Source organism: Microbacterium schleiferi, assembly GCF_038150145.1.
GTDB lineage: Bacteria > Actinomycetota > Actinomycetes > Actinomycetales > Microbacteriaceae > Microbacterium > Microbacterium schleiferi_B.
In genome coordinates, this window is record NZ_JBBWSA010000002.1 from 197,268 (window position 1) to 222,083 (window position 24,816).

The following is a 24,816-nucleotide window of genomic DNA, read 5'->3' on the forward strand; positions in this document are numbered from 1 at the left end:
CCATTCTTCCGCCGTCCGTGCACGGTGCGGGGCGGATGCCGAAAGTCAGTGCGCGTCGAGTGCCTGTGCTGCCCGCTGAATCGCGGCGAGCGCTGCTCCGACTGACGGCACTGACCGGGCACTGCGCCGGGTGATCGCCGAGACCCGGCGCGGGGCGTGGTCGGCGAGGGGATGGACAGTCACGTCGGGGTTCCGGCTCGCACGCAGCGCGAGGGAGGGCAGCACGGCAACTGCCATGCGCGTCGCAACCAGCGCCTGCACGACGACGTAGTCATCGGTGCTGTGACGGATGTCGGGAGTGAACCCTGCGGCTGAGGTGGAGGTCAGCAGGTGTCGACGGCAGCTGATGCATCCGGTGACCCACTGCTCGTCGGCAAGGTCGTCGAGGCGGATCTCTGCTCGTGCCGTCAACGGATGCCCGGGGGGAAGGACGATCTGCAGCGGATCGACGGCCAGCGGCGTGCGGTCAGCGTCAGCCGGCACTGACACGTGCCCATCGTCGTACTCGAACACGATCGCGATGTCGCACGCCCCCTCTTCGAGCGCGCGAAGAGCCTCGGGTGGTTCGAGTTGCTCCAGCCGCAGGTCGATCCCCGGGAATCTCTCGGCCAGGTCGCTGACGGCACGCGCCGCGATCGTCGCGCTGGCCGACGGGAAGGATGCGATCCGCACGCGGCCTGCGCGCAGGTGCGCGTGGTCGGCAAGCTCGTGCTCGGCATCGTGCAGAGCTGCAGCGAGCGCGTCGGCATGGCGCAACAGGGCGCGCCCGGCATCCGTCACCACGACCCCGCGCCCCTCGCGCGCCAAGAGTGGAACGCCGGCCGCAGCCTCGAGGCGCCTCACGTGTTGGCTCACCGCGGGCTGGGTCCAGCCGAGCACCTGCGCAGCGCCGGTGAGCGATCCGGTGCGTCCGACCTCGCGGAAGATCAGGATGCTGCGGGGGTCGAGGGCCGGCAGTGCCCGCGGCGCGTCGAGGTCTGCGTGCGGCTCGTGCGGCTCCATCGATCCCCATTCATTAGCGGTGCTTTGGTTTCTCCATACAAGTATGTCGTTGTGCTGAGGTATCACGCAGTGGTCTCGTTGGAACATGAGAACGATCGGGCTGCTGGGCGGCATGAGCTGGGAATCCACGGCGGAGTATTACCGCATCGCGAACCAGACTGTGCGCGACCGGATGGGCGGGCTGCACTCGGCGAAGATCCTGCTGGACTCCGTCGACTTCGCCGAGATCGGGCTCATGCAGCGCGAGGATCGGTGGGGCGACGCCGCCGATCTTCTCGCGACCCACGCGCGTGGGTTGCAGGATGCCGGTGCCGACATGGTGCTCATCTGCACCAACACGATGCACAAGGTCGCGCCTGAGGTCTCGGCGGCGATCGATGTTCCGCTGCTGCACATCGCGGATGCCGCTGCCGCGGCCGTCAAAGCGGCTGGGTTGACCCGCGTCGGGCTCCTCGGGACGGCGTTCACCATGGAGCAGCCCTTCTACCGGGAGCGCCTCGCCGAACACGGCCTGGACGTCGTGGTCCCCGGCGACGAAGACCGCGAGCTCGTGCACCGCGTGATCTTCGACGAGCTCGCGATGGGCATCGTCAGCGATGAGTCCCGCGCCGCGTACCGCCGGATCATCGAAGACCTGGTCGCCGAGGGCGCGGAGGGAATCATCCTGGGCTGCACCGAGATCGAACTGCTCGTGACAGGGGAGGACTGCCCCGTACCGGTCTTCCCGACAGCCCGCCTGCACATCGAGGCAGCCGTTGAGGCAGCCTTCGCGTGAGCCGCGCGGGATCCGGACGCGTCAGTCGGTGAGCTGCTGAATGCGGATGAGGTTGCCGGCGGGATCACGCACTGCGCAGTCCCGCACGCCGTAGGCCTGGTCGATCGGCTCCTGCACGATCTCGGCGCCGGCAGCCTCGAGTGCCGCGAAGGTCTCGTCGAGGTCGCGGGTTGCGAGGTTGATCCCGAAATACGAGCCCTTCGTGATCAGTTCGAGTAGCGTCGTGCGCTCCTGGTCGGTCAGTCCCGGGGTAGCGGCCGGCGGATGCAGCACGATCGCGGTGTCGGGCTGGCCGGCCGGGCCCACCGTGATCCAGCGCATGTCCTCGTACCCGACATCCAGCCGCACCTCATATCCGAGGACGTCACGGTAGAAGGCGAGCGACTCCTCGGGGTCGAGGTGGGGAAGAAAGCTCGAGTGGATCGTGGTCTGCATACCGGTCACGGTAGTCGCCGCATGCTGTCTGCGCTTCTCGATTCGTGACCGATCGGGCTCCTCACGACCCCCTGTTGCGTGTCGGCGACCTGCCCTAACCTTCGGGCATGAACCGTGACGAACTCGAGCAGTGGCTGCTGGATTCGGATCCGACACTGCGGTGGCAGGTGCAGCGCGATCTGATCGGAGCGCCCGAAGATGTGTGGCAGGCGACGCGGGCGAGCATGGCACACGAGGGCGATGCTGCTCGGCTGCTCGCGGTGCAGGATGCCGATGGCCAGTGGGCGGGAGGAGCTTACTTTCCGGCGGGGTATCGGGGGGAGGGACCCGGTCAGCCGTGGACCGCGACGACCTGGACCCTCACGACGCTTCGCGAGTGGGGACTGGATGCCGCAGCCCTGGCCGGCACTGCCGAGAAGCTGCGCGAGAACGCCCGGTGGGAGTACGACGATCTGCCGTACTGGGATGGTGAGACCGATGTCTGCATCAACGCAATGACCCTCGCCAACGGTGCCTGGCTCGGGACCGATGTGTCACCGATCGTGGAGTTCTTCGCGACGAAGGCGCTCCCCGACGGTGGATGGAACTGCGAGTGGGTCGAGGGGTCGACGCGGTCGTCGTTTCACTCCACGATCAACGCGGTGCGCGGCATCCTGGCGTATGAGCAGCTCACGGGCGATGACGCCCTGACGGCGGTCCGTCATCGGGGCGAGGAGTATCTGCTCAAGCGGCGCCTGCGCTATCGGCTGTCGACCGGCGAGCCGGTGGGACCGTGGGCGGATCTGCTGATGTACCCGTACCGCCACCCGCATACGGCGCTGAAGGCCGTCGACTACTTCACCGAGGCGGCGGCGCACGACGACATTCGCCCTGACCCCCGCGTCGCCGAGACCATTGACCGGATCCGCGGCGCACGCCAGCCCGACGGTAGATGGCTCCAGGGCGAGAAGCTCGACGGTGCGGTGTGGTTCCCGCTGGATGTCGAACCGGGCGAACCGTCGAAGTGGGTGACATTTCTCGCGCTGCGTGCGCTGCAGCGCTGGGATGCCGCGGTCAGCGGCGAATCGGCCGCGTGACCTGCTTCGCGACACAGGGGATGAGGCCCGCGGCGTCGTGTTCGGCGCGCGCCCGGTAGACGCTCGGCGGCATGCCGACGAGCTCAGTGAACCGGGTGCTGAAGGTGCCGAGCGACGCGCACCCCACGGCGAGGGACACCTCGGTGACGCTCAGGTCACCCCGTCGCAGCAGTGTCATGGCGCGCTCGATCCGGCGGGTCATGAGGTAGGAGTACGGACTCTCGCCGAAGGCCGCCTTGAACTTTCGGCTCAGGTGCCCCGCTGACATGTGGGCGCCGCGTGCGAGTTCCTCGACGTCCAGGGGCGCGGCGTACTCGCGGTCGATGCGGTCCCGGACGCGGCGCAGGAGCACGAGATCGCGAAGCTCGTCGGGAGTCGGAGGCATGGTGCTCAGAGTTTCACACGACGCAGCGCCCAGTGTCGACGCGGGTGCGGCAGGATCGAGGGCATGACTACGGCTCTCACCGCCGACGGGCTGCGTTTCGTCACGGAACATCACCTGGCGACGCTGTCGACCCTCGCACCCTCGGGCCTGCTTCACGTGGTCGCTGTCGGCTTCACGTTCGCGGATGGCCTGGCGCGGATCATCACGATGGACGGCAGCCAGAAGGTGCGCAACATCGAACGGGATGGCCGCGCGACGGTCGCACAGATCGCGGGCCCCCAGTGGTTGAGCATCGCGGGGCATGCGACGGTATCGCGCGATCCGGATGCCGTCGCGCGCGCCGTGGAACTCTATGCGGCGCGGTACCGGCAACCGCAGCCCAATCCGCGCCGGGTGGCTATCGAGCTGCGACCCGAGAAGATCATGGGTTCCGCAGGACTCGTCGCACCGTAGCGTCGTCGTACTGAGTCAGGAGGACAGTCATGGCAAACGCTCGCCGCCACGATGTGGTCGTGATCGGTGCCGGGCTGGCAGGACTTCGCGCGGCGATCACGCTCGGGCACGCGGGACGCGACGTCGTGGTGCTCGAAGCCGCGGCGGCCGTCGGTGGACGGCAGCGCACTGACGCCGTCGACGGTTTTCTTCTCGACCGCGGGTTTCAGGTGCTCAATCCGGCCTACCCGGCAGTGCGTCGGTGGATCGATGTTCAGGCCCTGCGCCTGAAGCCTTTCCCCGTCGGCGTGCAGGTGCGACGCGAGAACGGTGTCGAGGCGTTGGCCGACCCGCGCCGGCATCCGTCGATGCTCGCCGCGATACTTCGAAGTGGTCTTCTCCCGCCACGGGATGCCGCGGCCCTCACGCGCTGGGCGGCGCCGGCTCTCGTCGCTCCCCGAAGCGTGATCCGCCACGCCGCTGCCGGTGGCGATCTGCCGGTGCGTGAGGGCTGGGATCGCGCCGGGCTGACCGGGCCGCTGCGGCGTGAGGTGCTCGAGCCATTCCTTTCCGGTGTCATCGCCGACGGGAGCTTCGAGACCTCAGTCGCCTTCGTCCGGCTGCTGATTCGCATGTTCGCACGGGGGGCGACCGGGGTTGCCCGAGCGCGGCATCCAGGCTCTTCCCGAGCAGCTTGCCGCCCACGCTCGCACGCTCGGGGTGCGCATCGAGGTGGGCCATCGCGTAACCGGTCTCCGAGAGAGCCGCTCGGGTGTCGAACGTCGCGCCCTCGTACGCACCGAAGGGCATGCACCTCGTTCAGGCAACATGTCTGCTGCCGCCCGCGACACCCGGTGGTCCCAGCGAGGTGCCGACCGAGGCGCAGGTGCGGCGGCACGTCACTCAGATCTGGGGCGCGGATGCCACCGACTGGAGCCTGCTGCGACGCGATGACATCCCGCACGCGCTGCCCGCGCAGTCAGCACCGCTGCGCACCGTCACGCCGGCGCGACTCTCGGAACGCGTTTACATCGCAGGCGATCACCGCGACACAGCCTCGATTCAAGGCGCTTTGGTCTCCGGCGACCGCGTTGCCCACGCTCTTCTCGCCGGGATGCCCTGCTGAAAGACGCCGCCAGCGCGCTACGGCGCGGGCGGCGGAGCGAAGTGGTGCGAGCGCGCGATGTCCTGGGCAGCGCCGGTGCGCAGAAAGGCGAGGATTGCAGCAGCGTCCTCCGGGTCCGACGACGTCGTGGCGACCGCGCCCGAGAACACGGTGTCGATTGCGCAGTCCTGTGGCAGAACTCCCAGCACCGTGACACCCGGGCTGCCCACAAGCTCACTCAGCTGCTGAAAGCCGAGGTCGACCTCGCCATCGGCAAGAAGACGCGCGACGGGGATGCCGGGCCTCGCCTGTACCAGGCGGTCGCCGACCTCCGCGCTCAGGCCCCAGTCCTCAATCATCGACACCAGCGCGGTGCCACTCGGGCCGGTCGAGTATCCGATCCTGGTCGCTGCTCGGATGGCCTCGCGGACACCCTCAGCGTCCGGGAACGCGGCATCGGAGACCGCGGCCGCCGGGGCGCCAGAATGCGACGGAATGCCGACTGCCACTTGCGACAGCACGAGGGGAGAGACGGTGCCCGGCACGACGTGTCCGCCGACGGCGAGCTTCGCGAGCGCGCCGTCGGCGAGAAAGACAAGGTCAAACTCTTCGCCGGCCGCGACCCGGTCTGCAGCATCCACTCCACCGACCGACTCGATCTCGACGTGTCCGAGCCCAGCGTCGTCAGCCGCCGCCATCAGGTCGGCGAGCAGCAGCCGGGTAGCCATCGACGAGATGGCCTTCACGCGGCATCCTCGAAGGTCTCGGTGTCAACCTCGGCAGCGTTGCTCGCCGAGTACCGAGGACCCGAGATCGTTGCCGTGTCGATGAGGCGCCCCGCGTGCTCCAGGATGTCGGCCGCGACCTCGAGCTGGGCAGCGGCGATGATCTCGCGCAGGTGCTCGATGTTCGTCGTTCCGGGAATCGGCACGACGTGCTCGCCTCGCGACGACAGCCACGCGAGGGCGAGCTGGGCAGGGCTCACCCCTGCCTCGGCAGCGAGAGCGCGCCATGCCGGCAGCAACGCGGCGTTGGCCTCCCAGTGCGGCGACTGGAACCGCGGCATCCCGCGACGGATGTCTTTCGCCACGAGCTCGTCGGGATCATGGATCGCGTCGGCAAGGAACCCTCGCGCGACCGGCGAGAACGCGACGAGCGCGACGCCGTCGGCCTTCGTCGCCTCGAGCATGCCGAGCTCCGCGTTGCGGCTCCACAGGGAGTATTCGTTTTGAACCGCGGCGATAGGCGCTACCTGCTGCGCTTCCCGAAGTCTGGCCACCGAGACCTCTGACAGTCCGATCGCTCCGATCTTGCCGGCATCCCTGGCTTCCGCGAGCGCCGCGACGCTATCGGCAATCGGTACCGACTTGTCCCAGCGGTGCAGGTAGTAGAGATCGATGTGGTCGACGCCGAGTCGGCGAAGCGAGGCATCCACCTGCGCCCGGAGCGTCTCCGGGCGTCCGTCGATCACCCGCGCACCGTCGACAATCGCCATCCCGCCCTTACTGGCAAGGATGATCTCATCCCGTCGACCCGCAATGGCCTTGCCGACCAACTCCTCGTTGCGGCCGCCTCCGTACAGGGTCGCGGTGTCGAAGAGCGTGACGCCTTCGTCGAGCGCGGTCTGCAACAACCGCAGCCCCTCTTCAGGCGACGGCGCCACCCCGTACGCGTGGCTGAGCGACATGCACCCGAGCCCGTAGCGGGGCAGGTTCATGCGAGCTGCTCCTCCAGCATCCCGAGCACGCGGTAGCAGTCGAAGACCTGCCGCACTGACGAGTTGGGTTCGCGGCCCTCACGGATCGCAGCCACGAACTCGCGGTCTTGCAGTTCGATGCCGTTCATGCTGACCGCGACCTGCGACACGTCGATCGGCTCTTCCTTGCCGTTGACGAGGTCGTCGTAGCGGGCGATGTAGGTGCCGGTGTCGCCGATGTAGCGGAAGAACGTGCCGAAGGGTCCCTCGTTGTTGAACGAGAGCGAAAGGGTGCAGATCGCACCGGTCTCAGCCTTGAGCTGAATCGACATGTCCATCGCGATCCCGAGTTCCGGGTGGATCGGGCCCTGGATGGCATTGGCCTGCACGATGCGTCCCGCCTGGTAGGCGAACAGGTCGACGGTGTGGGCGGCGTGGTGCCACAGCAAGTGGTCGGTCCACGAGCGCGGCTCGCCCTTCGCGTTCGTGTTGGTGCGACGGAAGAAGTAGGTCTGCACATCCATCTGCTGGATGTGGAACTGGTCGCTCTGGATGCGCTGGTGGATCCACTGGTGCGACGGGTTGAAACGGCGCGTGTGCCCCACCATGGTGACGCGATCGGATGCCTCGGCGGCGGCGAGGGTGGCTTCAGCATCCGCAAGCGAGTCGGCCAGCGGGATCTCGACCTGCACGTGCTTGCCTGCGGCGAGCGCGGCCTGCGTCTGCGACGCGTGCAGGCCGGTGGGGGTGGCGAGAATGATGGCGTCCACGTCGTCGCGCTCGAGGACGGCGTCGTAACCGACGACGGCATTCGTAACCCCGTACTTTTCGGCGACGGCCTGCGTGGCCTCGGGCTTGGTGCCGCTGACGACCGTCACCTCTGCGTCGGGGATATTAGCCAGGCCGTCGAGGTGCTTCATGCCGAAGGCGCCTGCCGCGCCGACGACGGCGATTCGGACCTTGTCACTGCTCATTCGGTGTCCTCCTTCGAACGTGGTGCGCTCCGTGGGGATCGCGCGATCGATCCCCACGGAGCGGGTCTATGGTCAGCCTGTCAGGCCGTTGCGCCGACGGGAACCTTCTCTTCCTCGACATCGGCGGCCGCGGTGGAGGCTGCGACGGGATTGGTGATGACCAGGTGACCGACCGCGGTGTTGGAGGCGGGCACGTGGTAGAACCGGTGGTTCACCTCGGGAGCGCCGCCACCGAACTGGTCGTCCATCGCGCCGCGGGCGATGAGCCACATGACCAGCTCAATACCTTCCGATCCGGCCTCGTCGACATAGTCAATGTGCGGCCATTCGGTCAGGCCCAGCGGGTCGGAGATCAGCATGTCGAGGAACGCGTTATCCCACTCCTGGTTGATGAGGCCGGCGCGGGGGCCCTGCAGCTGGTGGCTCATGCCGCCCGTTCCCCAGATCTGCACGTTCAGCTCGGGGCCGTCCCACTTGTCGATGGCGCGGCGCAGCGCCTTGCCGAGCTCGTAGCAGCGGCGCCCCGAGGGCACCGGGTACTGCACGACGTTGACCGCGAGCGGGATCACCTTGACCGGCCACTCCTCGACCTGGCCGTACACGAGCGAGAGCGGCACCGTGAGCCCGTGGTCAACCACCATCTCGTTCACGAGGGTCAGGTCGAAGTCATCCTGGATGACCGACTGTGCCAGGTGAGCAGCGAACTCGGGGTATCCCTTGACATCCGGCACCGGGCGCGGGCCGTAGCCCTCGTCGGCAACCGCGTACTCAGCGCCGGTACCGAGCACGAAGGTCGGAATCAGGGATGAGTCGAAAGCCGTCGCGTGGTCGTTGTAGACCAGGATGACGACATCCGGGGTGTTCTCCTTGGCCCACTTCCGCGTCCAGGTGTAGCCGTCGAAGACCTTCTTCCAGTACGGCTCTTCGGTCTTGCCGAGGTCCATCGCCGCGCCGATTGCCGGCACGTGCGAGGTGTACAGCGCCGAGGTCAGCTTGGCGGGAGCATCCGGCCGCATCGTCTCGGCCTTCTCGCCGGGCTGCGGCGGCGTCCAGCCGTCGAGGTCCTTCATGCGGTTGCCCTCGGGGCGGCGGCCACCCGAGATCATCATGTCGCGGTATGCGGCCTCGCTCATGCCGGTCATCGAACCGGCCATCTGCTGGAAGCTCAGACCGTGGGTGGCTCCGAGCTTGGCGAGGAAGTAGATGTTGCCACCCTCTTCCATGGCGGAGTTCAGGTCGAGGTCGAGGATCGCCTGCCGCGCCTTGGGGGTCAGCTGCCATTCGTCGAGGTAGGCCTCACGGTCGGCGAGGTACCGCTCGCGGTTCTCCGGCTTCATGAACGACATGCAGAGCTGGTTGATCTGGTAGCCCTTACGGGCTTGCTCGGCGTCGAAAATGATCGTGCCGGGGACGTTCTTGTACGGCTTGTCCAGTGCCATGGTCAGTCTCCTTCTGGCCAGTAGAGTCGCCGCGGGTTCTCGACCAGCAGCTTGTGCTGCAGCTCGGGGGTCGTGGCGATCTGAGGGATGTAGTCGACCAGCAAGCCATCATCGGGCATGTGGTCCTTGAGGTTGGGGTGGGGCCAATCGGTTCCCCACAGCACGCGGTCGGGGAATTCCTCGACCACGCGTCGGGCAAACGGCACGACATCGGTGTAGGCGTGCTGTTCACCGTCGAGAGCCCGAGGCCCGGTGATGCTCAGGCGCTCGGGGCATGACACCTTCGTCCACACATTCGGGTTCTCGCGCATGAAGCGCAGGAACAGTCCGAACTCGGGACCGTCCGGATCCTTGCTGACGTCGGGGCGGCCCATGTGGTCCACGACGACATCGGTGGGGATGGCGGAGAAGAAGTCGTAGAGGCCAGGAAGGTCCTCGGCCTCGAAGTAGATCACCACGTGCCAGCCCAGGGGGGCGATCTTCGCGACGATCTCGTCCAGCGAATCGGTCGGTACACGATCGACCAGTCGCTTGACGAAGTTGAAGCGCACCCCGCGGACCCCCGCCTCGTGCAGCTCGGCGAGCTGCTCGGCGGTGACATCGCGGCGCACGGTGGCCACGCCCCGAGCGCGTCCCGCACTGCGCTCAAGCGCATCGACGAGGGCTCGGTTGTCGGCTCCGTGGCAGGTGGCTTGCACGATGACGTTCCGGTCGAAGCCGAGCTGGTCGCGCAGGGCGAAGAGCTGGTCGGCTGAGGCGTCGCACGGCGTGTACTTGCGCTCGGGGGCGTACGGGAACTGCTCTCCGGGACCGAACACGTGGCAGTGCGCGTCGACCGCACCGGCCGGTACCTGGAATCTGGGCGTGGAAGGACCGTCGTACCAGTCCAGCCAGCCGCGGGTCTTCTCGAACCCGCCGCTCGTGTCGCCGTGAGCCATCGTCAGTCCTCCACGTACTCGAGGCCGGCGGCGGCAAGCGGCTCGCGCATGCCGTAGATGTCGAGGCCCAGCACGCCCTCGCGGAACTTCTGGCGCTTGGCCTCTTCGTTGTCTTCGCGCTTCTGGCTTGCGTCAGCCACCGCGCCGACGAGCTCGCGCGGTACGACCACGACACCGTCGACATCCGCGACGACGACATCGCCGGGGTGAACCAGCGCGTTCGCGACGACGACATCGACGTTGACGGAGCCGAGGGTCGCCTTGACCGTTCCCTTCGAGTTGATCGCGCGGGAGAAGACGGGGAAGTTCATCTTCTCGAGGTCGGCGACATCGCGCACGCCCCCGTCGATGACCAGGCCCTTGCATCCGCGGGCCGTCAGCGAAGTGGCGAGCAGTTCGCCGAAGAAGCCGTCTTCGGACTCGGTGGTGCACCCGGCGACGATCACGTCACCCTCCTGCACCTGCTCGGCAGCAACGTGGAACATCCAGTTGTCGCCCGGCTGCAGCAGCACGGTCACCGCCGGCCCGCAGAGCTTCGCGCCGGTGTAGGCGGGACGGATGTAGGGACGCAGCAGTCCGACGCGACCCATCGCCTCGTGGATCGTCGCGACGCCGAACTGCGAGAGGCGCGCAACATCGGCGGGGTCAGGGCGCTCGATCTTCGTGCGGACGATGCCCAAATTGTTCAGTCGCATGATGGTCCTCTCACTTCCCCTGCTTTGCGAGCGCCCGGTGCAGTCGCGGGTAGACCCGGCGAGCGTTGCCCTCGAAGACGAGCTCGCGTTCGGCATCCGTCAGATTCGGGGTGGCGTCGACGTAGCGCTTGGTGTCGTCGAAGTAGTGGCCGGTGCGCGGGTCGATGTCGCGCACCGCGCCGATCATTTCGCTGGCGAAGAGGATGTTCTCGGTCGGAATGACTTCGGTCAGCAGGTTGATGCCGGGCTGGTGGTAGACGCAGGTATCGAAGAAGACGTTGTTCAGCAGGTGCTCTTCGAGTTCGGGCTTACCGAGAGCCATCGCCAGGCCCCGGAAGCGACCCCAGTGATATGGGACAGCTCCGCCGCCGTGGGGGATGACGAACTTCAGGTCAGGGAAGTCGCGGAACAGATCGCCCTTGAGCAGCTGCATGAAGGCAGTCGTATCGGCGCCGAGGTAGTGATCGCCGGTCGTGTGGAACTGCGGCTTACACGAGGTGCTCACGTGGATCATCGCGGGGATCTCATACTCGACGAGCTTCTCGTAGATCGGGTACCACGAACGGTCGGTGAGCGCCGGGGCTGTCCACAGCCCGCCGGAGGGGTCGGGGTTGAGGTTGATCTCGACGGCGCCGAGCTCCTCGACCGCACGGACGAGCTCGGGCACCGACGTCGCCGGATCTTCGCCTGGCGACTGGGGGAGCATCGCGCCCATGATGAAGCGGTCGGGGAAGAGCTCACTGACCCGCGCGACGAGGTCGTTGCAGATGCGCGCCCAGGTCTGGCTGACCGCGAGGTCGCCGATGTGGTGGGCCATGAAGGACGCCCGCGGGCTGAAGACCGTGAGGTCGGAGCCACGCTCATTCATGAGCTTCAGCTGGTTGGCTTCGATGGTCTCGCGGATGTCGTCGTCGCTGATGTGCAGCGTCGCGGGGTCGGGGGCCTCGCCCTGGCCGTTCGCGAAGGCGATCTGCAGGTCACGCCATGCGCCGAGCTGGGCCGGTGCGGTGGTGTAGTGGCCGTGGATGTCGATGATCACCGAGTGTCGTCCTTGTCACTGGATTGGCGCTGTCACTGGGGGTAGTCCCTGGGGCAACGCGGGGAGGGAGCCTGTCTCGAGGGTAAGTCGGGGCTCCGGTGTGGTCCAATAGATTCCGGAGTCCCTCTCCATAGATGGAGTCAATGCGTGGCCATTCCGGATCTCAACCAACTGCGCACGTTCGTCGTGCTCTACGAACTGCGCAGCCTCACAGCCACAGCCGAGTTCCTCCATGTCACCCAACCCACCGTGAGCTACACGCTCGCGCGTCTGAGAGAGCGCTTCGGCGACGATCTGTTCCGGCGCGAGGGGCACGTCATGGTGCCGACGACCCGCGCGACTCAGCTGTTTGGACCGTTGCACGAAGCACTCGCGCAGATCGAGTCGACGGTGAGCGAAACGGCATCCTTCGATCCGTCAGCCTTCACCGGCGAGCTCTCCCTCGGGCTGACCTCGATCGGCGAGCAGACGTTCTTGCCCCCGATCATGGCGGCGCTTGCCCGCGAGCGATCGACCGCGCGCCTCGCGGTGAAGCGGCTGGATGCCGACGAGGTGGAGGAAGAGCTCGTGCGCGGGCACCTCGACCTCGCCATCACCGTCGCCCTGATGGATGCCGCGCGCCTCTGGCGCACGCCGGTGCGCGCTGTGGAGTACGTGGCGCTCACGTCGCGGCGGCATCCGTTGCCCCCGCCGGGGCCGGACATGTTCGCCGGGCGGGGGTTCGTGCGGGTGTCATCGCGAGGCGGGCACACCTACCCGCTGCAGCTGTTGCTCGAACACGGACTCATGCCGCAGGTCGCGTTGACGGTCGAGGAGTACGGCACGCTCCCGGCGGTGCTGCAAGACACCGACCTCGTCACGTTCCTCCCGCGTCATGTTGCCGAGGTCTTCTGCGGCTGGTTCCCGGCGCTCCGCATTGCGGACCTGCCCTGGCCGGGCCAGAGCACCCCGGTGGCGATCTTCACCCGACGGGAGTCGAGCCTCACGCCGGCACAGCGCTGGTTCCGCCGGCTTGTCCACGGCGCGGTGGTCGAGCCCGGCACCGAGATCTAGCCCAGCACGAAGATTTAGCCGCGTCGGGTGCGGTTCCAGCTCGCCTTGGCGGGAGCGAACGGGCTGCGGACGTGGATTGACCACGTCGAGTGTGGATGGATCGACAGGATCGCCTTTTCCCACCAGGTCCGTGCTTCCTCGGGAAGCGCGGGAAGGATGACGTCCTTGTCGGCTTCGTCATCGGGGTAGGGACGCAGCGCTTTCCAGACCAGCTGCACTTCAGGTGCACCGGTCGGAATGTCATCGATGTCGAGGACCGCCTTCTCCCACGGGAGCTGCAGTCGAGGATCGCGCCGGTAGACCCAGCGGTCCGCGGTGCCGTCTTCGAGGTTGATCTGCAGCACCCAGGCATCCATCGCCTCGTCGAAGATCCAGGCCGACGGAATATCTGCGCCGTCGGGCAGGTCGGACCACCGAACGAGGTCGTCACCGATCCGCGCCCAGCAGCTCATCCCGTCGGGGAGCGATCCGACGAGATCGTCGAGCTGGGTGTAGACGGTGCTGATCGTGGTGCGGTCACGCTCGCGTAGGGCCTCGCCGCGCCACTGGTCGTAGGCGCTCCCGCCCGAGAGCCACCAGCGCGCCTCGGTGTCGGCGAGCAGGTCAGCGACGGATGCCGCGTCGAGCCGCGTCCATGGAGTGTCGAGGCTCGGCAGTGAGTCGGTCATGGTCCTATTGTGCTCCGCCGTCGGGGATGCCGCTCAGGAGCGCAAGGACTCGGCGAAGCCGCGCACGTGAGCGATAAGTTCGGTCGGCGTCGTGACCATCGGGAAGTGACCCGTCGCGATCTCGACGACCTGCCATCCCGGCTCCTCGCGCACGAGGCGCCGCACCGGCTCGATCGTCGGGTAGGCAGGATCCGTGCAGTCGACGAACAGGCGTGGGACCTCCTCGAGCAGGGCTGCGTCGTAGTCCAGCGGCTGCCGGTACATCCCGAACGGATGCGGCACGTGCCGGCGGTTCAGCCACGCAGCATCTTCGGGACTGAGGTCGAAACCTGCTTCGGCGTTCGGCGCCGGCAGGGCGTTGTCGTTCTCGGCAGCGGCCGCCAGGCGCGCGGCAGCAACCTCGGGCGAATGCGAGACACCCCATCCGTCACCCGGCTTCGGGAACATCGCGTCGACGTAGACCAGGCCCGAGAGCACCCCAGGATGCCGCTGCTGAAGTTCGACGGCGGCGCCCGTGATGACCATGCCGCCGTAGCTGTGCCCGACCAGCACGACGTTCTCGAGTTCTTCCATCTCGACGAGGCCGATGACGTCCGCGATGTGCGTGTGCAGATCGATGTCGGGTCGGCGCAGGTGTGCCCGTTCACCGTCTCCGGTCAGGGTCACGGTGTGGACCTCGAACCCGGCCTCACGCAGCGGCGCCAGCACTCGACGCCAGACCCAGCCGCCTCCCCAGGCGCCGTGGACTAGAACGAGGGTGGGGGCGGATGACGACATGGACGAACCTCTCAAGACAGTGCCGACGCGACGACGCGGACGACGGGAGTCAGGGTATCGGGAACAGCACTGCCTTGCCGCCCGGAACGGCGGCCGTCACGAGGCGGGCATCGAAGGTGGCCAGCAGCGCGTCGTGGGACGCAGCCAGGTGCAGCAGGTAGGTATCCGTGACCTGCGAGCTCGCGAGCAGTCGCTCCGTGTGGATGGAGGAGTCGAGAAGACTGACGGAGTCGGCGAGGAAGACGTGATCGTCTCGTGCGGTGAGACTGGCCAGGCTCGCGAGCACGACCGGCACCGGCTGGGTGTTCGGGTATTTCGGGTGACTGACCACCCGCACGACGCCGTTTTGCACGATGGGGCACGTGTGCCACGTGCTGTCGTCCTGCGACTCGGGCCGCGCGGCGAACCAGGCGTGCGCGCGTTCGTGATGGACGTGCAACGGATCGATCAGAGCGATGATCGCGTTGACATCCAGCAGATGACGGCTCACTGGTTATCGTCTCGCAACGCGTTGACATCGTCGAGGGTCGCGCGTCCCGCCGCAGGCGTGGTCGGCAGCAGAACGATCCCATTGCGCTTGTCGAAGCGCCTGCGCTCAGTCAGAGTGGCGCGAGCCAGCTGCGAGACCGCCTCACCGAGGGTGATGCCCCGAGCGTCGGCGAACTGCTTCGCCGCGGCGAGAACGTCGTCGTCGATCGTGAGGGTCGTGCGCATGCATCAAGCATCACGCATCACGCATCCGCGGTCAATGGCGTCGTGATCGTTACCGCGAACGGCCCCATAGAGCCGATCGACTATCAGCGCGATGTTCCACCACAGGTCGCCCATCAGCGGTTCTCGACGGATGCGTCACTGTCGGCATCCGTCTCGGCGGTCTCGCCGGCAATGGCGGCTCTGGCATCCTTGCGGGTCTTCGCGAGACTCGCGATCGTGGCGACCGCGATCGTGCCCGCGATGAACAGGAGCGAGAGCCAGATCGGGATCTCCGGGATCACCGTGATCGGCTCACCGCCGTTGAGGAACGGCAACTCGTTCTTGTGCAGCGCGTGAATGAGGAGCTTGACGCCGATGAAGGCGAGGATGACAGCGAGCCCCTGCGCGAGGTAGACCAGGCGCTCGAGCAGGCCGCCGATGAGGAAGTAGAGCTGGCGCAGACCCATCAGCGCAAACGCGTTGGCGGTGAAGACGATGTAGGCCTCTTGCGTGAGCCCATAGATCGCGGGAATCGAGTCGACGGCGAAGATGAGGTCGACGAACCCGATGGCGATGATGACGAGCAGCATCGGGGAGACGAAGCGTCGTCCGTCTTTCTTCACCGTCAGCTTGTCGCCGTTGTACTCGTTGCTGACGGGCAGGATGCGTCGCATGAAGCGCATGAACCGGCCGTTGGCTGGGTCGGACTCACCGTGAGTGAACGCTTGGCGATAGGCCAGGTACAGGAGCAGTGCGCCGAAGACCCAGAAGATCCACGAGAAGTTCTCGATGAGCGCGGCGCCCACCGCGATGAAGATCCCGCGCATGATGAGGGCGATGACGATACCGATCATCAGCACTTTCTGCTGGTAGATCTTCGGCACCGCGAAGCCGGTCATGACGATGAGGAAGACGAATAGGTTGTCGACAGAGAGGGCCTTCTCGGTGAGGTAGCCGGCGAAGTACTCGCCGCCGAAGTCCCAACCCGAGACGAGCCCGACTCCGACGCCGAACAACAGCGCAAGTCCGATGTAGAAGGCCGACCACCGGGCCGATTCGCCCAGGGTCGGCTCGTGGGGCTTGCGCACGTGCGCATAGAACTCGTACACGAAGAACGCGATAGTGACCGCGATCGTGATGAGCCAGACCGTCAGGGTGACGTTCACAAGGGACTCCTGCCTTGGCGTGATGATCAGATCTACGCCAAGGTCTTCTCCATCCCCGTCGCCGAGGACCGGTGACCCGGGACGCAAGAGCGTCCGTAATGACGAGCCGACCGTGGCGGAGTACTCCCCTTGGTTACGCGCGACGATACCGGAATCGCAGTTCCTGTTTCTGGGAAGGCGCTGGGAGCTGCCGCTACCAGCGCATCTCCACTACTGGCCGGCGCTTTCTCCGTCACCCCGGCAGCTGGGGTCGAGGCGCTCACCGAGGAGGCGGGTGATTCGGGCGAGATCGGCGAGATCCTCGTCTGAAAGCACGTCGATCACCAGTCGACGCACCGTCTCGATGTGACCCGGCGTTGCCCGCACGAGCTCGCGACGGCCCGCCGATGTGAGGGTCACCTCGGTCACGCGCGCATCCGACGCTGACGCGCTCTTCTCAACGAGACCGCGCTTTTGCAGACGCGTGCACACGTGCGAGAGACGCGAGAGCGTGGAGTTCGTGGCCTCCGCGATCGCCGTCATCGAGGCTCTTGACTCCGGCGCCCATCGCACGAAGGTCAGGACGGCGAACTCGAAGTGCGTCATCGAGGAATCGCGTTGGAGCTGCGAATCGAGCTCGGCAGGAAGAAGCATGCAGACGCGGATCAGGCCGGTCCACGCTTCGGCCTCGCTCGGGCTCATCCGCGGAACAGGGAAGGTCATGGTCCACCTATCCTCGCTCCCGACGCCGGGCGTCAGCGCATCTCACGCGTCCGGCGCCTCCGGTGCGACAGTCAGCAGCGTTCCCCAGGGGTCGCGCAGGCTGACGACATGCCCGTCATCCTCCACCGCGACGCCAGCATGGCGGGCCCTGTCGGCCAAGGAGAGGATGTCGTCGCGCGCGGGCATCCGCAGGCGTACATCTCCGAGCCCCAGGGATGCTGCACGCGGCCCGGCACCCGCGCTGTGCCAGGTGTTCAGCCCGATGTGGTGGTGGTAGCCGCCGGCGGAGACGAACAGCGCGCTCCCGAGATCGAACGTGATGTCGAGCCCGAGGGTATCGACGTAGAAGCGGCGCGCCGTGGGGATGTCCCCCACCTGCAGGTGGACGTGCCCGACCGTGGCGTCTTCCGGTTCCGGGCGCTCGGTGTCGAAATGTGTGCGCAGGAACGCGTTCGGATCGATCGCGGTGTTGCGCGGCATCCACCCCGCGGGCATGTTCTGCCACTGCTCTGCGGGCCGGTCCCAATAGAGCTCGATACCGTTGCCCTCCGGGTCTTGGAAGTAGAACGCGTTGCTGAACGTGTGGTCGGTGGCGCCCTGGTAAATGTGAGACGGATGCTGCGCCATCTTCATGACAGCCGCCGACAGGCTGACCCGATCGGGGAACGCGATAGCTGTGTGGTAGAGCCCTGCACCTGATCGGTCGAACGGCGGCAGGTCCGGCGTGTGCGTCATAGTCACGACGGGAGTACCGGAGCGGCCGAGGGTCGCGGACGCGCCGGACTGTTCCATCACGTCGAGGCCGATGGCGTCGCGATAGAACGCTGTCTGCGCGTCGAGGTCGCCGACGAGAAGCTCGACGGTGTCCATGCGCGTCTCGTCGGCTGCCGCTCCCGCGGTGTGGAGCGCCTTCGGGCGCCAGCCGAGCAGGGTGCCGGTCATGACCACACCAGGAATCCGAGGATCGCCGCGGCTGCCGCTAGGGCCGCCAAGACGAGGTTCGCCGGGATCATCTTGGCCTCGCGTCGACGCCCGTGGACGATCATCGCGCCGAGTTGGACCAGCACAAGCCCGATGGCGGCGATCGGCGCCAAGATCGGCGCGATTCCGGTGATGGGCGGGAGGATCAGTCCGACAGCACCGAGCACCTCGACAGCGCCGATGAGCTTGACGACGCCAGCGGGGAAGTCTGCGGCCCAGCCCATGCCCGATGACGCAAGTGCTTCCCGCGGACGAACGAGCTTCGTCCCGCCGGCGAAGAGGTAGATGAGCGCTAGCAGTCCGGCGATGATCCAGTAGGCGATGAGCATGATGGTCCTTTCGTCAAGCCAGCGCGGGACTGCGCATCGGCTATTAGTTGACGCAACAACCTTCAGAGCGCGCCTATTCCGCAGTCTGGTGACGCTGCTGCGCACCGTGCGGACAGGCGAGCTGTTTGAGTGCTGGCGGCGCAAGAACGCCGGCCGCGCTCAGCACCTGAGGCTGGCTCCGCGCGTCTGTCAGCGACGCATCCGCCGGCGACGTGGGCGTATCGAGGGGAGCCGCCCGAACACCCGCCCACGCTGTTCGGGGACAACCACCGGCACGGGGGCAGTCACGATCGCATCCACCGCCAGCGATCCGTTCGTGGGTCCCACGATCGGGATGGGCGTCGTCGGGGTCGGCGCGAGCGGCGAGACCGGCATCCGCAGAAGTGCGCGCCGAGCGTGCAGGTACGCCGGCACGAGCACGAGGGTGGCGCCGATCCAGGCGAGCGGGTTGCTCCAGACGACCCCGATGAATCCGAACATCGCGCCCAGCACGATCGCTGCCCCCACGCGCATGACGAGCTCGACGATCCCCGTGATGGTGGGTATCAGGGCGTGCCCCAGCCCCTGGAGGGCGCCGCGCAGCACGAACAGGATGCCGAGTGCCGTGTAGCTGAAGGCGTTGATGACGAGCATCGTGGCCGCCATCGAGACGACATCCTCGACCCCGCGACCGACGAACAGCTCGACGATCTGCGTGCCGAAGGCGACGAGAATGACTCCGAGCACGACAGCGGCGACCGTCGCAATCACGAGGGATTGCGTAACGCCGCGCAGGATGCGATCTGGTCGCCGAGCGCCGAAGTTCTGGGCGACGTACATCGATACCGCGAGACCCAGCGACTGGAGAAGAGCCACCGCGAGGCCATCGACCCGCGAGGCTGCGGTGTAGGCGGCGACTTCGGCGGTACCCAGCTCGTTCAGGCGCACCTGCACCGTCAGAGTGCCGATCGCGATGATCGACGCCTGGAAGCCCATCGGCAAACCGAGCCGCAGGTGGTCGAGGACCTCCGCACGGCGTAGTCGCCAGTCGGCGCGGTGCACATGCAGAGCAGGAGCCCGCCGACGCACGTAGTCCAGACACCAGATCACCGAGAGAGCCTGGGCGATGACGGTGGATGCCGCGGCTCCCGCGACACCCCACTGGAGGGGTCCGACCGTGACGATGACGAAGGCGACGTTGAGGGCGCACGCGATGCTGAGGAACACCAGGGGAGTGCGCGAGTCGCCGATCGCCCGGATGATCGCCGACAAGTAGTTGAAGAACATGATCGCGCCCGACCCGAGGAAGCTCACCTGCGCGAACACCGTGGCTTGCGGAATCAGAGCGGCGGGCGTCTGCATCAAGACGAGGAGCGGCTCGGCGACCAGCGGTGCGACAACGGTCAGAACCACGGATGCCGCCGCCGTGAGCACTGTCCCGACAGCGACCGACCGGCGCACCGCGGCGGCGTCGTGCGCGCCGAAAGCCTGCGCCGTCGGGATCGCGAACCCCGTCGTCATGCCCCACGCAAATCCGAGCAAGAGGAACAGCAGGCTACCCGTCGCGCCGACCGCCGCTAGCGCGTCCACGCCGAGCTGACGCCCGACAACGATCGCATCCACGAACTGGTAGAGCTGCTGCACCACGTTGCCGATGAGGAGCGGCACCGAGAAGAGAAGGATCACCCGCCAGGGGTGTCCGGTGATCAGGCTGCGCGCCATTCGTGCCCTCGAGCCGTGCGTCGGAGATGGGATGACGGTGTCGTTGAGGGCACCGTTGCTCAGTTTATCGAATCGATTCGACACACTGGAAGGGAGGTCCGGCGGTTCGCACGGCGGCGAACTCCTGCAACCGGAGGCCAGGCCTTCCTAGGTCTCAGTCACGTCCCTGACGCTCTCTCATCCTCAATCGCCTCGTCTGGAACCCTGACACGGCACCGAGAACGAGACACACCGCGGCAAGCGGAACTGCGACCTGCCACCAGGAGTTTCCTGCGAGCAGGTTCGAGAACAAGATCAGCAGACAAAGGCCGTTCAATCCCAAGGCCACGTAGGCGTATTCAGCAGATGTCCACTTCCGCCGGTCGGATCGACGTGAACCGCTCGCGCTCACCGGGTTCCTTTCCATGTCGTGCCACTGATAGCCAATCCGGCCGTTGCCTATGCACGGATTCTGAACCCGCCCCGCTAACCCCGTTTGGATTCGGAGGCGAGGTGAGACAAATGGCCCACGGCCTCATCCAGAAGTTCTGCAACATGCTCGTCGTACAACACGTAGTGCACGTGGCGTCCGTCCCGGCTTCCCTCCACGAGGCTGAGGTGTCGCAGCAGCCGCAGGTGGTTGGATACGGTGGTCTGTCCCGACCCCAGTTCTTCGCTGAGCTCGGTGACTGTGCTCGGCCGGGCGCGCAGCACGCTCAGGATACGCAATCGCACGGGTGAGGCGAGAGCCTGCATGATCTCCGAAAGTCGCTCGGCGTCCGCAACTGATAGCACGCCATCCGCTTCGTGCAGGATCTCATCAGTCATGGACACCATTCTGCCCCCGCCGAATACGATAATCATACACATTTACAACATATCATGATGTTGTGATGTATGGTGAACGCATGACAGGCACCTCTCGAACTGCAGCACCTTCCACAGACGCACATGAGCATGCGCATGGCTCGACACGGTGGGAGCTGTGGTTTGCGATCGCGTCCGGCGTGACGTACACGGCCGGGATGATCACGGAGTTCGCGTTGGGGATGCCCTTGCTCGGGATGCCGCTGGCGTTCTTCCTCGCCACCTACTTCTTCGGCGGGTTCTTCACCTTCCGGTCGGCGATCACCTCGACGTTGCGAGGCAAGTTCGAGGTCGATTTCCTCATGCTCGTGGCCGCGATCGGCGCCGCACTGATCGGAAAATGGGCCGAGGGAGCGGTGCTGCTGTTCCTGTTCAGCCTGGGACACGCCCTGGAAGAGTACGCCCTGAGCCGGGCGAGCAAGTCCATCGAGGCCCTCGCGGAGCTCGCTCCTCGCACGGCGCTGGTCCGCCGCGACGGCGGGGAGCCGGTGGAGGTGCCGGTCGAGCAGATCGCGGTCGCGGACATCATCGTGATTCGCCCGAACTCACGAATCCCCTCGGACGGCTTCGTGATCTCGGGCGTCTCTGCCGTCGACCAGTCGGCGGTCACCGGCGAGTCCATCCCCGTGGAGAAGGAACCCGTCACCGATCCCGAGCGTGCGATGCGCACCATAGACACCCTGCCGGCCGCAAACCGAGTCTTCGCAGGAACCGTCAACGGATCAGGAGTGCTCGAGGTCGAGGTCACCGCCACGGCGGCCGACTCGACCCTGAGCAAAGTCGTCGAGCTCGTCCGGACCGCCGACCAGGCCACATCCCCGACCCAGCAGTTCATCGACCGGTTCCAGCGCTGGTACGTGCCCGCCGTGATCATCGGCGTCGCGGCCACCTTGCTGGTGGCGATGTTCGGGTTCGGGCAGCAGTTCAGCGACGCGTTCTATCTCTCGATGACCGTGCTCGTCGCCGCAAGTCCCTGCGCTCTCGCGATCGCCACCCCCGCAGCCGTACTCGCGGGGGTTGCCCGCGCCGCTCGCGCGGGCGTGCTCGTCAAGGGAGGCGCGCCCCTGGAGACCCTCGGCCGGGTCAAGGCGATGGCATTCGACAAGACCGGCACGCTCACCTGGGGCCTTCCCCGCGTCACCTCCGTCATCCCGGTCGACGGCGACGACGGAGCGCTGCTGATCCCGACACTGGTCGCGGTCGAAGCCCTCAGCGATCACCCTCTTGCCACAGCGATCGTCCGCGATCTCGCCGACCGCGTCTCCGAGTCCGAGCGGGTCGACGCCACAGATCTGAACGCGGTGATCGGCCGCGGTGTGCGCGCCACAATCGACGGTGAGACGGTGGAGGTCGGCAACCTCCGCATGTTCGACGAGCAGCAGATCACCCTCCCTCCTGCGCTCGACGCGGCGTACGGACATGCCCGCGACTCCGGGCAGACGCTGATGATCGTGCGGCGCGGCGACCGGTTCCTCGGTCTCGTCGGCGTCATGGACGCCTCCCGCGCGGAGTCGGCCCAGGTGCTCGCCGCGCTGCGCGGCACGAACGTCGGGCGGCTCGTGATGATCTCGGGCGACAATCAGCGGGTCGCTGACGCCGTCGGGCGTGAAGTCGGAGTCGACACGGCCATCGGAGAGCTGCTGCCCGAGGACAAGGTCGCCGAGATCACCCGCCTCGCCCAGTCCCACCGCCCGATCGCCATGGTCGGCGACGGGGTGAACGACGCCCCAGCGATGGCGCGCGCCGATATCGGCATCGCGATGGGCGCCGCCGGCTCCACCGTCGCGCTCGAGACCTGCGACATCGCCCTGATGAGCGACGACCTCGGGCGCGTGCCGTTCGCCGTGCGGCTCAGCCGTGCCACCAGCCGGATCATCCGCCAGAACCTGATCGCCAGCCTCGCCGTCGTCGTCTTCCTCATCATCGCCACCTTCGTCGGCCTGAACATCGGCGCCGTCGTCCTCATCCACGAGGGATCCACCCTGATCGTGGTCGGCAACGCCCTCCGGCTCCTCGCCTTCGAGCGCGGTAAGGAACACCACGGCATCGACCACGAGGACAAGCCCGCCCTGTGACCTGCGGGTCGAGCGCTCGACCCGTGCGGTGCGCCTGGGGTCAGCTCAGGCCGGAGTAGGCGTGAAGTCCTTTGAAGAACATGTTGACGACCGTGAAGTTGAAGAGCACCGCGAGGAAACCGACGATGCACAGCCACGCGGAGCGGGCACCTCGCCACCCCCGTGTGGCGCGGGCATGGATGTAGCCGGCATAGAGCACCCAGATCACGAAGGTCCAGACCTCCTTGGTGTCGAACCCCCAGTACCTTCCCCAGGAGTCATTGGCCCAGATCGCGCCGGCAACCAGTGTGAAAGTCCAGAACACGAAACCGACGATCACGAACCGGTACGCGAGAGACTCGAGCGCTCCCGAGGGCGGCAGCGTGGCCAGGACCCGCGGTCCGCTGTGTGGCGCGCCATCCGCAGGGGCGGCTGCCGTGAGGCGTTCGCGGCGGGCTTGCGGGAGCTGGGTGACCGACAGGCCGCAGGCGATCGCGAACAGTGCGGTGGCAAGGGATGCGACGAAGACGTGGATGACCAGCCACACACTTTTGAGCGGGTCCATGAGTGGGACGACGTCGACGTAGAAGGTGATGGTGGCGCCACCCAGCAGCAGCACCACCATCCCGATGAGGAACGCGCCGAGGAAGCGGAGGTCGTAGCGGCGCAACACAAGCAGGTACACCGCGACGATCAGGACGGTTCCGGTGAGCGCGAACTCGTACATGTTGGCCCACGGCACCCGTCCGGCCGCGATCCCTCGCAGGACTGTGCCGGCCAGGTGGAACAGGAAACCGAGCATTGTCAGCGCCGTTCCGAGCCGTGCCCACAGCGGCCTCGGTTGAGAACGTGCCGGCTCCGGGCTCACCGGGCGCCGTTCCTGCCAGGCATCTGTGACCGCGGGTGCCGTCGCTGCTCCGACCAGCGCCGAGTCCCTCAGCGGCACGGCAAAGTCCCTCAGCGGCACGGCAACGGGAACGGAGCGACGAGCGAGGTCGATGGTGTACGCGATGAACGCGAGGACGTAGGTGGCGATCGCGGTCCAGACCAGCAACAGTGAGATGCCATCGAGCGTGAGCGCAGATGATCCGGTCATGATGTGGGGGCCTTCTTTGTCAGGGGTTTGGGCCTCAGCCGGCGTTCGCTTGCAGCCAGATCAGTGAGTCGACGGCGGTTTCGTCGATGTACACCTCGAAGTGCAGATGGTTGCCGGTGGAGCGTCCCGTGGTTCCGACCAGTCCGACCGTCTGACCGGCAGTGACGGTCTGGCCGACAGAGACCAGTCGGCTCCCGGTCTGCATATGTGGGTAGACGGTGCGGACGCGCTGACCGTTCAGGACGGACTCGATCATGACGGTGACGCCGTAGGCGCCATAGCCATCCTGCGAGACGCTGACGACACCGCCTAGGGACGCGTAGACCGGGGTGCCACCGGCGGCGGCCATGTCGGTGCCCATATGCGCACCGCCGCGGTCGCCGAACCGGTCGGTCACGGTGAACGGGCCGCCTACCGGCCACCGCACGATGCCGCTGCCGGGGGTGACCATGCTGTAGTCGAACGGCACCAACGCCACGCGCTCCGAAGCGCGAGCACGAGACGCGGCGGCCTCCGCCGCCTCCCTCCGGTCGATCTCCTCCGGGGTCGTAGCCGAGTAGCTGTCGCGCGTGAGCTGTGTCTGCGTCGCGTCGGACGCCACGATGAGAGACTGCGCGTCTTCCGAGGCGACCCGCTGCATTGTCGGTGGCAGGGGGTCTGTAGACCGCCAGGCGCCGTATGCGGGCAACGCCACGGTCGTGATCAGTCCGCTGACAATAGCGAGCGCAGTCAGTCTCCGCACCGGATGGATCGTCCGGG

At 66.9% G+C, this 24,816-nt stretch carries 28 protein-coding genes and 1 pseudogene; 7 read left to right on the forward strand and 22 right to left on the reverse strand.

The features are described from left to right. Positions 1–45: 45 nt before the first annotated feature. Complete coding sequence (locus AADH62_RS02770; RefSeq protein WP_341578188.1) at positions 46–1,002, reverse strand: LysR family transcriptional regulator; 957 nt, start codon at positions 1,000–1,002, stop codon at positions 46–48. Positions 1,003–1,087: 85 nt separating this feature from the next. On the opposite strand from AADH62_RS02770, the gene AADH62_RS02775 reads away from it, so the two are divergent. Then, positions 1,088–1,777, forward strand: a complete 690-nt coding sequence (locus AADH62_RS02775) for an aspartate/glutamate racemase family protein (RefSeq protein ID WP_341578189.1) — start codon at positions 1,088–1,090, stop codon at positions 1,775–1,777. Positions 1,778–1,798: 21 nt separating this feature from the next. On the opposite strand, the gene AADH62_RS02780 is transcribed toward AADH62_RS02775, so the two are convergent. Beyond that, complete coding sequence (locus AADH62_RS02780; RefSeq protein WP_341578190.1) at positions 1,799–2,212, reverse strand: VOC family protein; 414 nt, start codon at positions 2,210–2,212, stop codon at positions 1,799–1,801. 107 nt (positions 2,213–2,319) lie between these two features. Between AADH62_RS02780 and AADH62_RS02785 the strand changes: the two genes are divergently transcribed. After that, positions 2,320–3,288, forward strand: coding sequence for a squalene cyclase (locus AADH62_RS02785; RefSeq protein WP_341578191.1), 969 nt, complete (start codon positions 2,320–2,322; stop codon positions 3,286–3,288). On the opposite strand, the gene AADH62_RS02790 is transcribed toward AADH62_RS02785, so the two are convergent. Then, the gene (locus AADH62_RS02790) at positions 3,266–3,673 is read right to left on the reverse strand and encodes a helix-turn-helix transcriptional regulator (RefSeq protein WP_341578192.1); all 408 of its coding nucleotides are present in this window, start codon (positions 3,671–3,673) and stop codon (positions 3,266–3,268) included. The two genes, AADH62_RS02785 and AADH62_RS02790, sit on opposite strands and share 23 nt — an antisense overlap. A gap of 63 nt (positions 3,674–3,736) precedes the next feature. Here AADH62_RS02790 and AADH62_RS02795 point away from each other — a divergent pair, with 63 nt between their 5' ends. The 3 genes and pseudogenes from AADH62_RS02795 to AADH62_RS02805 all read left to right on the forward strand — a co-directional run bounded on the left by AADH62_RS02795 (position 3,737) and on the right by AADH62_RS02805 (position 5,231). Next, the gene (locus AADH62_RS02795) at positions 3,737–4,126 is read left to right on the forward strand and encodes a TIGR03618 family F420-dependent PPOX class oxidoreductase (protein ID WP_341578193.1); all 390 of its coding nucleotides are present in this window, start codon (positions 3,737–3,739) and stop codon (positions 4,124–4,126) included. Between the two features lie 29 nt (positions 4,127–4,155). Next, a pseudogene (locus tag AADH62_RS02800) lies at positions 4,156–4,470 on the forward strand (FAD-dependent oxidoreductase); the annotation flags it as partial. Positions 4,471–4,877: 407 nt separating this feature from the next. Next, positions 4,878–5,231 carry an FAD-dependent oxidoreductase gene (locus tag AADH62_RS02805; RefSeq protein ID WP_341578194.1) on the forward strand — a complete coding sequence of 118 codons (354 nt, stop codon included), beginning with the start codon at positions 4,878–4,880 and terminating at the stop codon, positions 5,229–5,231. 17 nt (positions 5,232–5,248) lie between these two features. On the opposite strand, the gene AADH62_RS02810 is transcribed toward AADH62_RS02805, so the two are convergent. The 7 genes from AADH62_RS02810 to AADH62_RS02840 form a co-directional block, all read right to left on the reverse strand. Then, positions 5,249–5,956, reverse strand: coding sequence for a substrate-binding domain-containing protein (locus AADH62_RS02810; RefSeq protein ID WP_292708728.1), 708 nt, complete (start codon positions 5,954–5,956; stop codon positions 5,249–5,251). Further along, complete coding sequence (locus AADH62_RS02815) at positions 5,953–6,927, reverse strand: aldo/keto reductase (RefSeq protein WP_341578195.1); 975 nt, start codon at positions 6,925–6,927, stop codon at positions 5,953–5,955. Before AADH62_RS02815 ends, AADH62_RS02810 begins: the two co-directional genes overlap by 4 nt. Further along, positions 6,924–7,880, reverse strand: coding sequence for a Gfo/Idh/MocA family oxidoreductase (locus AADH62_RS02820; RefSeq protein WP_300591182.1), 957 nt, complete (start codon positions 7,878–7,880; stop codon positions 6,924–6,926). The genes AADH62_RS02815 and AADH62_RS02820 overlap by 4 nt, the downstream gene beginning before the upstream one ends. Positions 7,881–7,960: 80 nt before the next feature. Then, entirely contained in the window at positions 7,961–9,319 is a 1,359-nt protein-coding gene (locus AADH62_RS02825; protein WP_341578196.1) for a protocatechuate 4,5-dioxygenase subunit alpha/beta, read from the reverse strand. 2 nt (positions 9,320–9,321) lie between these two features. After that, positions 9,322–10,257, reverse strand: a complete 936-nt coding sequence (locus AADH62_RS02830; protein ID WP_341578197.1) for an amidohydrolase family protein — start codon at positions 10,255–10,257, stop codon at positions 9,322–9,324. 2 nt (positions 10,258–10,259) lie between these two features. After that, the gene (ligK, locus tag AADH62_RS02835; RefSeq protein ID WP_341578198.1) at positions 10,260–10,952 is read right to left on the reverse strand and encodes a 4-carboxy-4-hydroxy-2-oxoadipate aldolase/oxaloacetate decarboxylase; all 693 of its coding nucleotides are present in this window, start codon (positions 10,950–10,952) and stop codon (positions 10,260–10,262) included. A 10-nt stretch (positions 10,953–10,962) separates the two neighbouring features. Continuing rightward, positions 10,963–11,991 carry an amidohydrolase family protein gene (locus AADH62_RS02840; protein WP_341578199.1) on the reverse strand — a complete coding sequence of 343 codons (1,029 nt, stop codon included), beginning with the start codon at positions 11,989–11,991 and terminating at the stop codon, positions 10,963–10,965. Between the two features lie 147 nt (positions 11,992–12,138). Between AADH62_RS02840 and AADH62_RS02845 the strand changes: the two genes are divergently transcribed. Continuing rightward, positions 12,139–13,044, forward strand: a complete 906-nt coding sequence (locus tag AADH62_RS02845; protein ID WP_341578200.1) for a LysR family transcriptional regulator — start codon at positions 12,139–12,141, stop codon at positions 13,042–13,044. Between the two features lie 14 nt (positions 13,045–13,058). On the opposite strand, the gene AADH62_RS02850 is transcribed toward AADH62_RS02845, so the two are convergent. The 10 genes from AADH62_RS02850 to AADH62_RS02895 form a co-directional block, all read right to left on the reverse strand. After that, positions 13,059–13,712: a hypothetical protein gene (locus AADH62_RS02850; RefSeq protein WP_341578201.1), complete on the reverse strand. Its 654-nt coding sequence runs from the start codon at positions 13,710–13,712 to the stop codon at positions 13,059–13,061. A gap of 33 nt (positions 13,713–13,745) precedes the next feature. Further along, positions 13,746–14,489, reverse strand: coding sequence for an alpha/beta hydrolase (locus AADH62_RS02855; protein ID WP_341578202.1), 744 nt, complete (start codon positions 14,487–14,489; stop codon positions 13,746–13,748). A gap of 49 nt (positions 14,490–14,538) precedes the next feature. Further along, positions 14,539–14,979 carry a TA system VapC family ribonuclease toxin gene (locus AADH62_RS02860; protein ID WP_341578203.1) on the reverse strand — a complete coding sequence of 147 codons (441 nt, stop codon included), beginning with the start codon at positions 14,977–14,979 and terminating at the stop codon, positions 14,539–14,541. Then, the gene (locus AADH62_RS02865) at positions 14,976–15,203 is read right to left on the reverse strand and encodes a hypothetical protein (protein WP_228179416.1); all 228 of its coding nucleotides are present in this window, start codon (positions 15,201–15,203) and stop codon (positions 14,976–14,978) included. The genes AADH62_RS02860 and AADH62_RS02865 overlap by 4 nt, the downstream gene beginning before the upstream one ends. A 113-nt stretch (positions 15,204–15,316) precedes the next feature. Next, the gene (locus AADH62_RS02870) at positions 15,317–16,348 is read right to left on the reverse strand and encodes a TerC family protein (RefSeq protein ID WP_341578204.1); all 1,032 of its coding nucleotides are present in this window, start codon (positions 16,346–16,348) and stop codon (positions 15,317–15,319) included. A gap of 210 nt (positions 16,349–16,558) precedes the next feature. Continuing rightward, entirely contained in the window at positions 16,559–17,050 is a 492-nt protein-coding gene (locus AADH62_RS02875; protein ID WP_341578205.1) for a MarR family winged helix-turn-helix transcriptional regulator, read from the reverse strand. Between the two features lie 42 nt (positions 17,051–17,092). Continuing rightward, positions 17,093–17,992 carry a VOC family protein gene (locus tag AADH62_RS02880; protein WP_341578206.1) on the reverse strand — a complete coding sequence of 300 codons (900 nt, stop codon included), beginning with the start codon at positions 17,990–17,992 and terminating at the stop codon, positions 17,093–17,095. Further along, a complete protein-coding gene (locus AADH62_RS02885; protein ID WP_341578207.1) occupies positions 17,989–18,360 on the reverse strand; it encodes a DoxX family protein in 372 nt (123 codons plus the stop codon). The genes AADH62_RS02880 and AADH62_RS02885 overlap by 4 nt, the downstream gene beginning before the upstream one ends. Positions 18,361–18,549: 189 nt before the next feature. Further along, on the reverse strand, positions 18,550–20,061 hold the full coding sequence (locus tag AADH62_RS02890) for an MATE family efflux transporter (protein WP_341578208.1): 1,512 nt from the start codon (positions 20,059–20,061) through the stop codon (positions 18,550–18,552). A gap of 465 nt (positions 20,062–20,526) precedes the next feature. Next, positions 20,527–20,868 carry an ArsR/SmtB family transcription factor gene (locus AADH62_RS02895; protein WP_228179421.1) on the reverse strand — a complete coding sequence of 114 codons (342 nt, stop codon included), beginning with the start codon at positions 20,866–20,868 and terminating at the stop codon, positions 20,527–20,529. Between the two features lie 80 nt (positions 20,869–20,948). On the opposite strand from AADH62_RS02895, the gene AADH62_RS02900 reads away from it, so the two are divergent. After that, the gene (locus AADH62_RS02900) at positions 20,949–22,982 is read left to right on the forward strand and encodes a heavy metal translocating P-type ATPase (RefSeq protein WP_228179422.1); all 2,034 of its coding nucleotides are present in this window, start codon (positions 20,949–20,951) and stop codon (positions 22,980–22,982) included. A 40-nt stretch (positions 22,983–23,022) separates the two neighbouring features. Here AADH62_RS02900 and ccsB read toward each other — a convergent pair whose 3' ends face one another. Together ccsB and AADH62_RS02910 are read right to left on the reverse strand one after the other, a co-directional pair. Further along, the gene (gene ccsB, locus AADH62_RS02905) at positions 23,023–24,057 is read right to left on the reverse strand and encodes a c-type cytochrome biogenesis protein CcsB (RefSeq protein ID WP_341578209.1); all 1,035 of its coding nucleotides are present in this window, start codon (positions 24,055–24,057) and stop codon (positions 23,023–23,025) included. Between the two features lie 34 nt (positions 24,058–24,091). Then, positions 24,092–24,799, reverse strand: a complete 708-nt coding sequence (locus AADH62_RS02910) for a M23 family metallopeptidase (protein ID WP_228179424.1) — start codon at positions 24,797–24,799, stop codon at positions 24,092–24,094. Between the last annotated feature and the right edge of the window lie 17 nt (positions 24,800–24,816).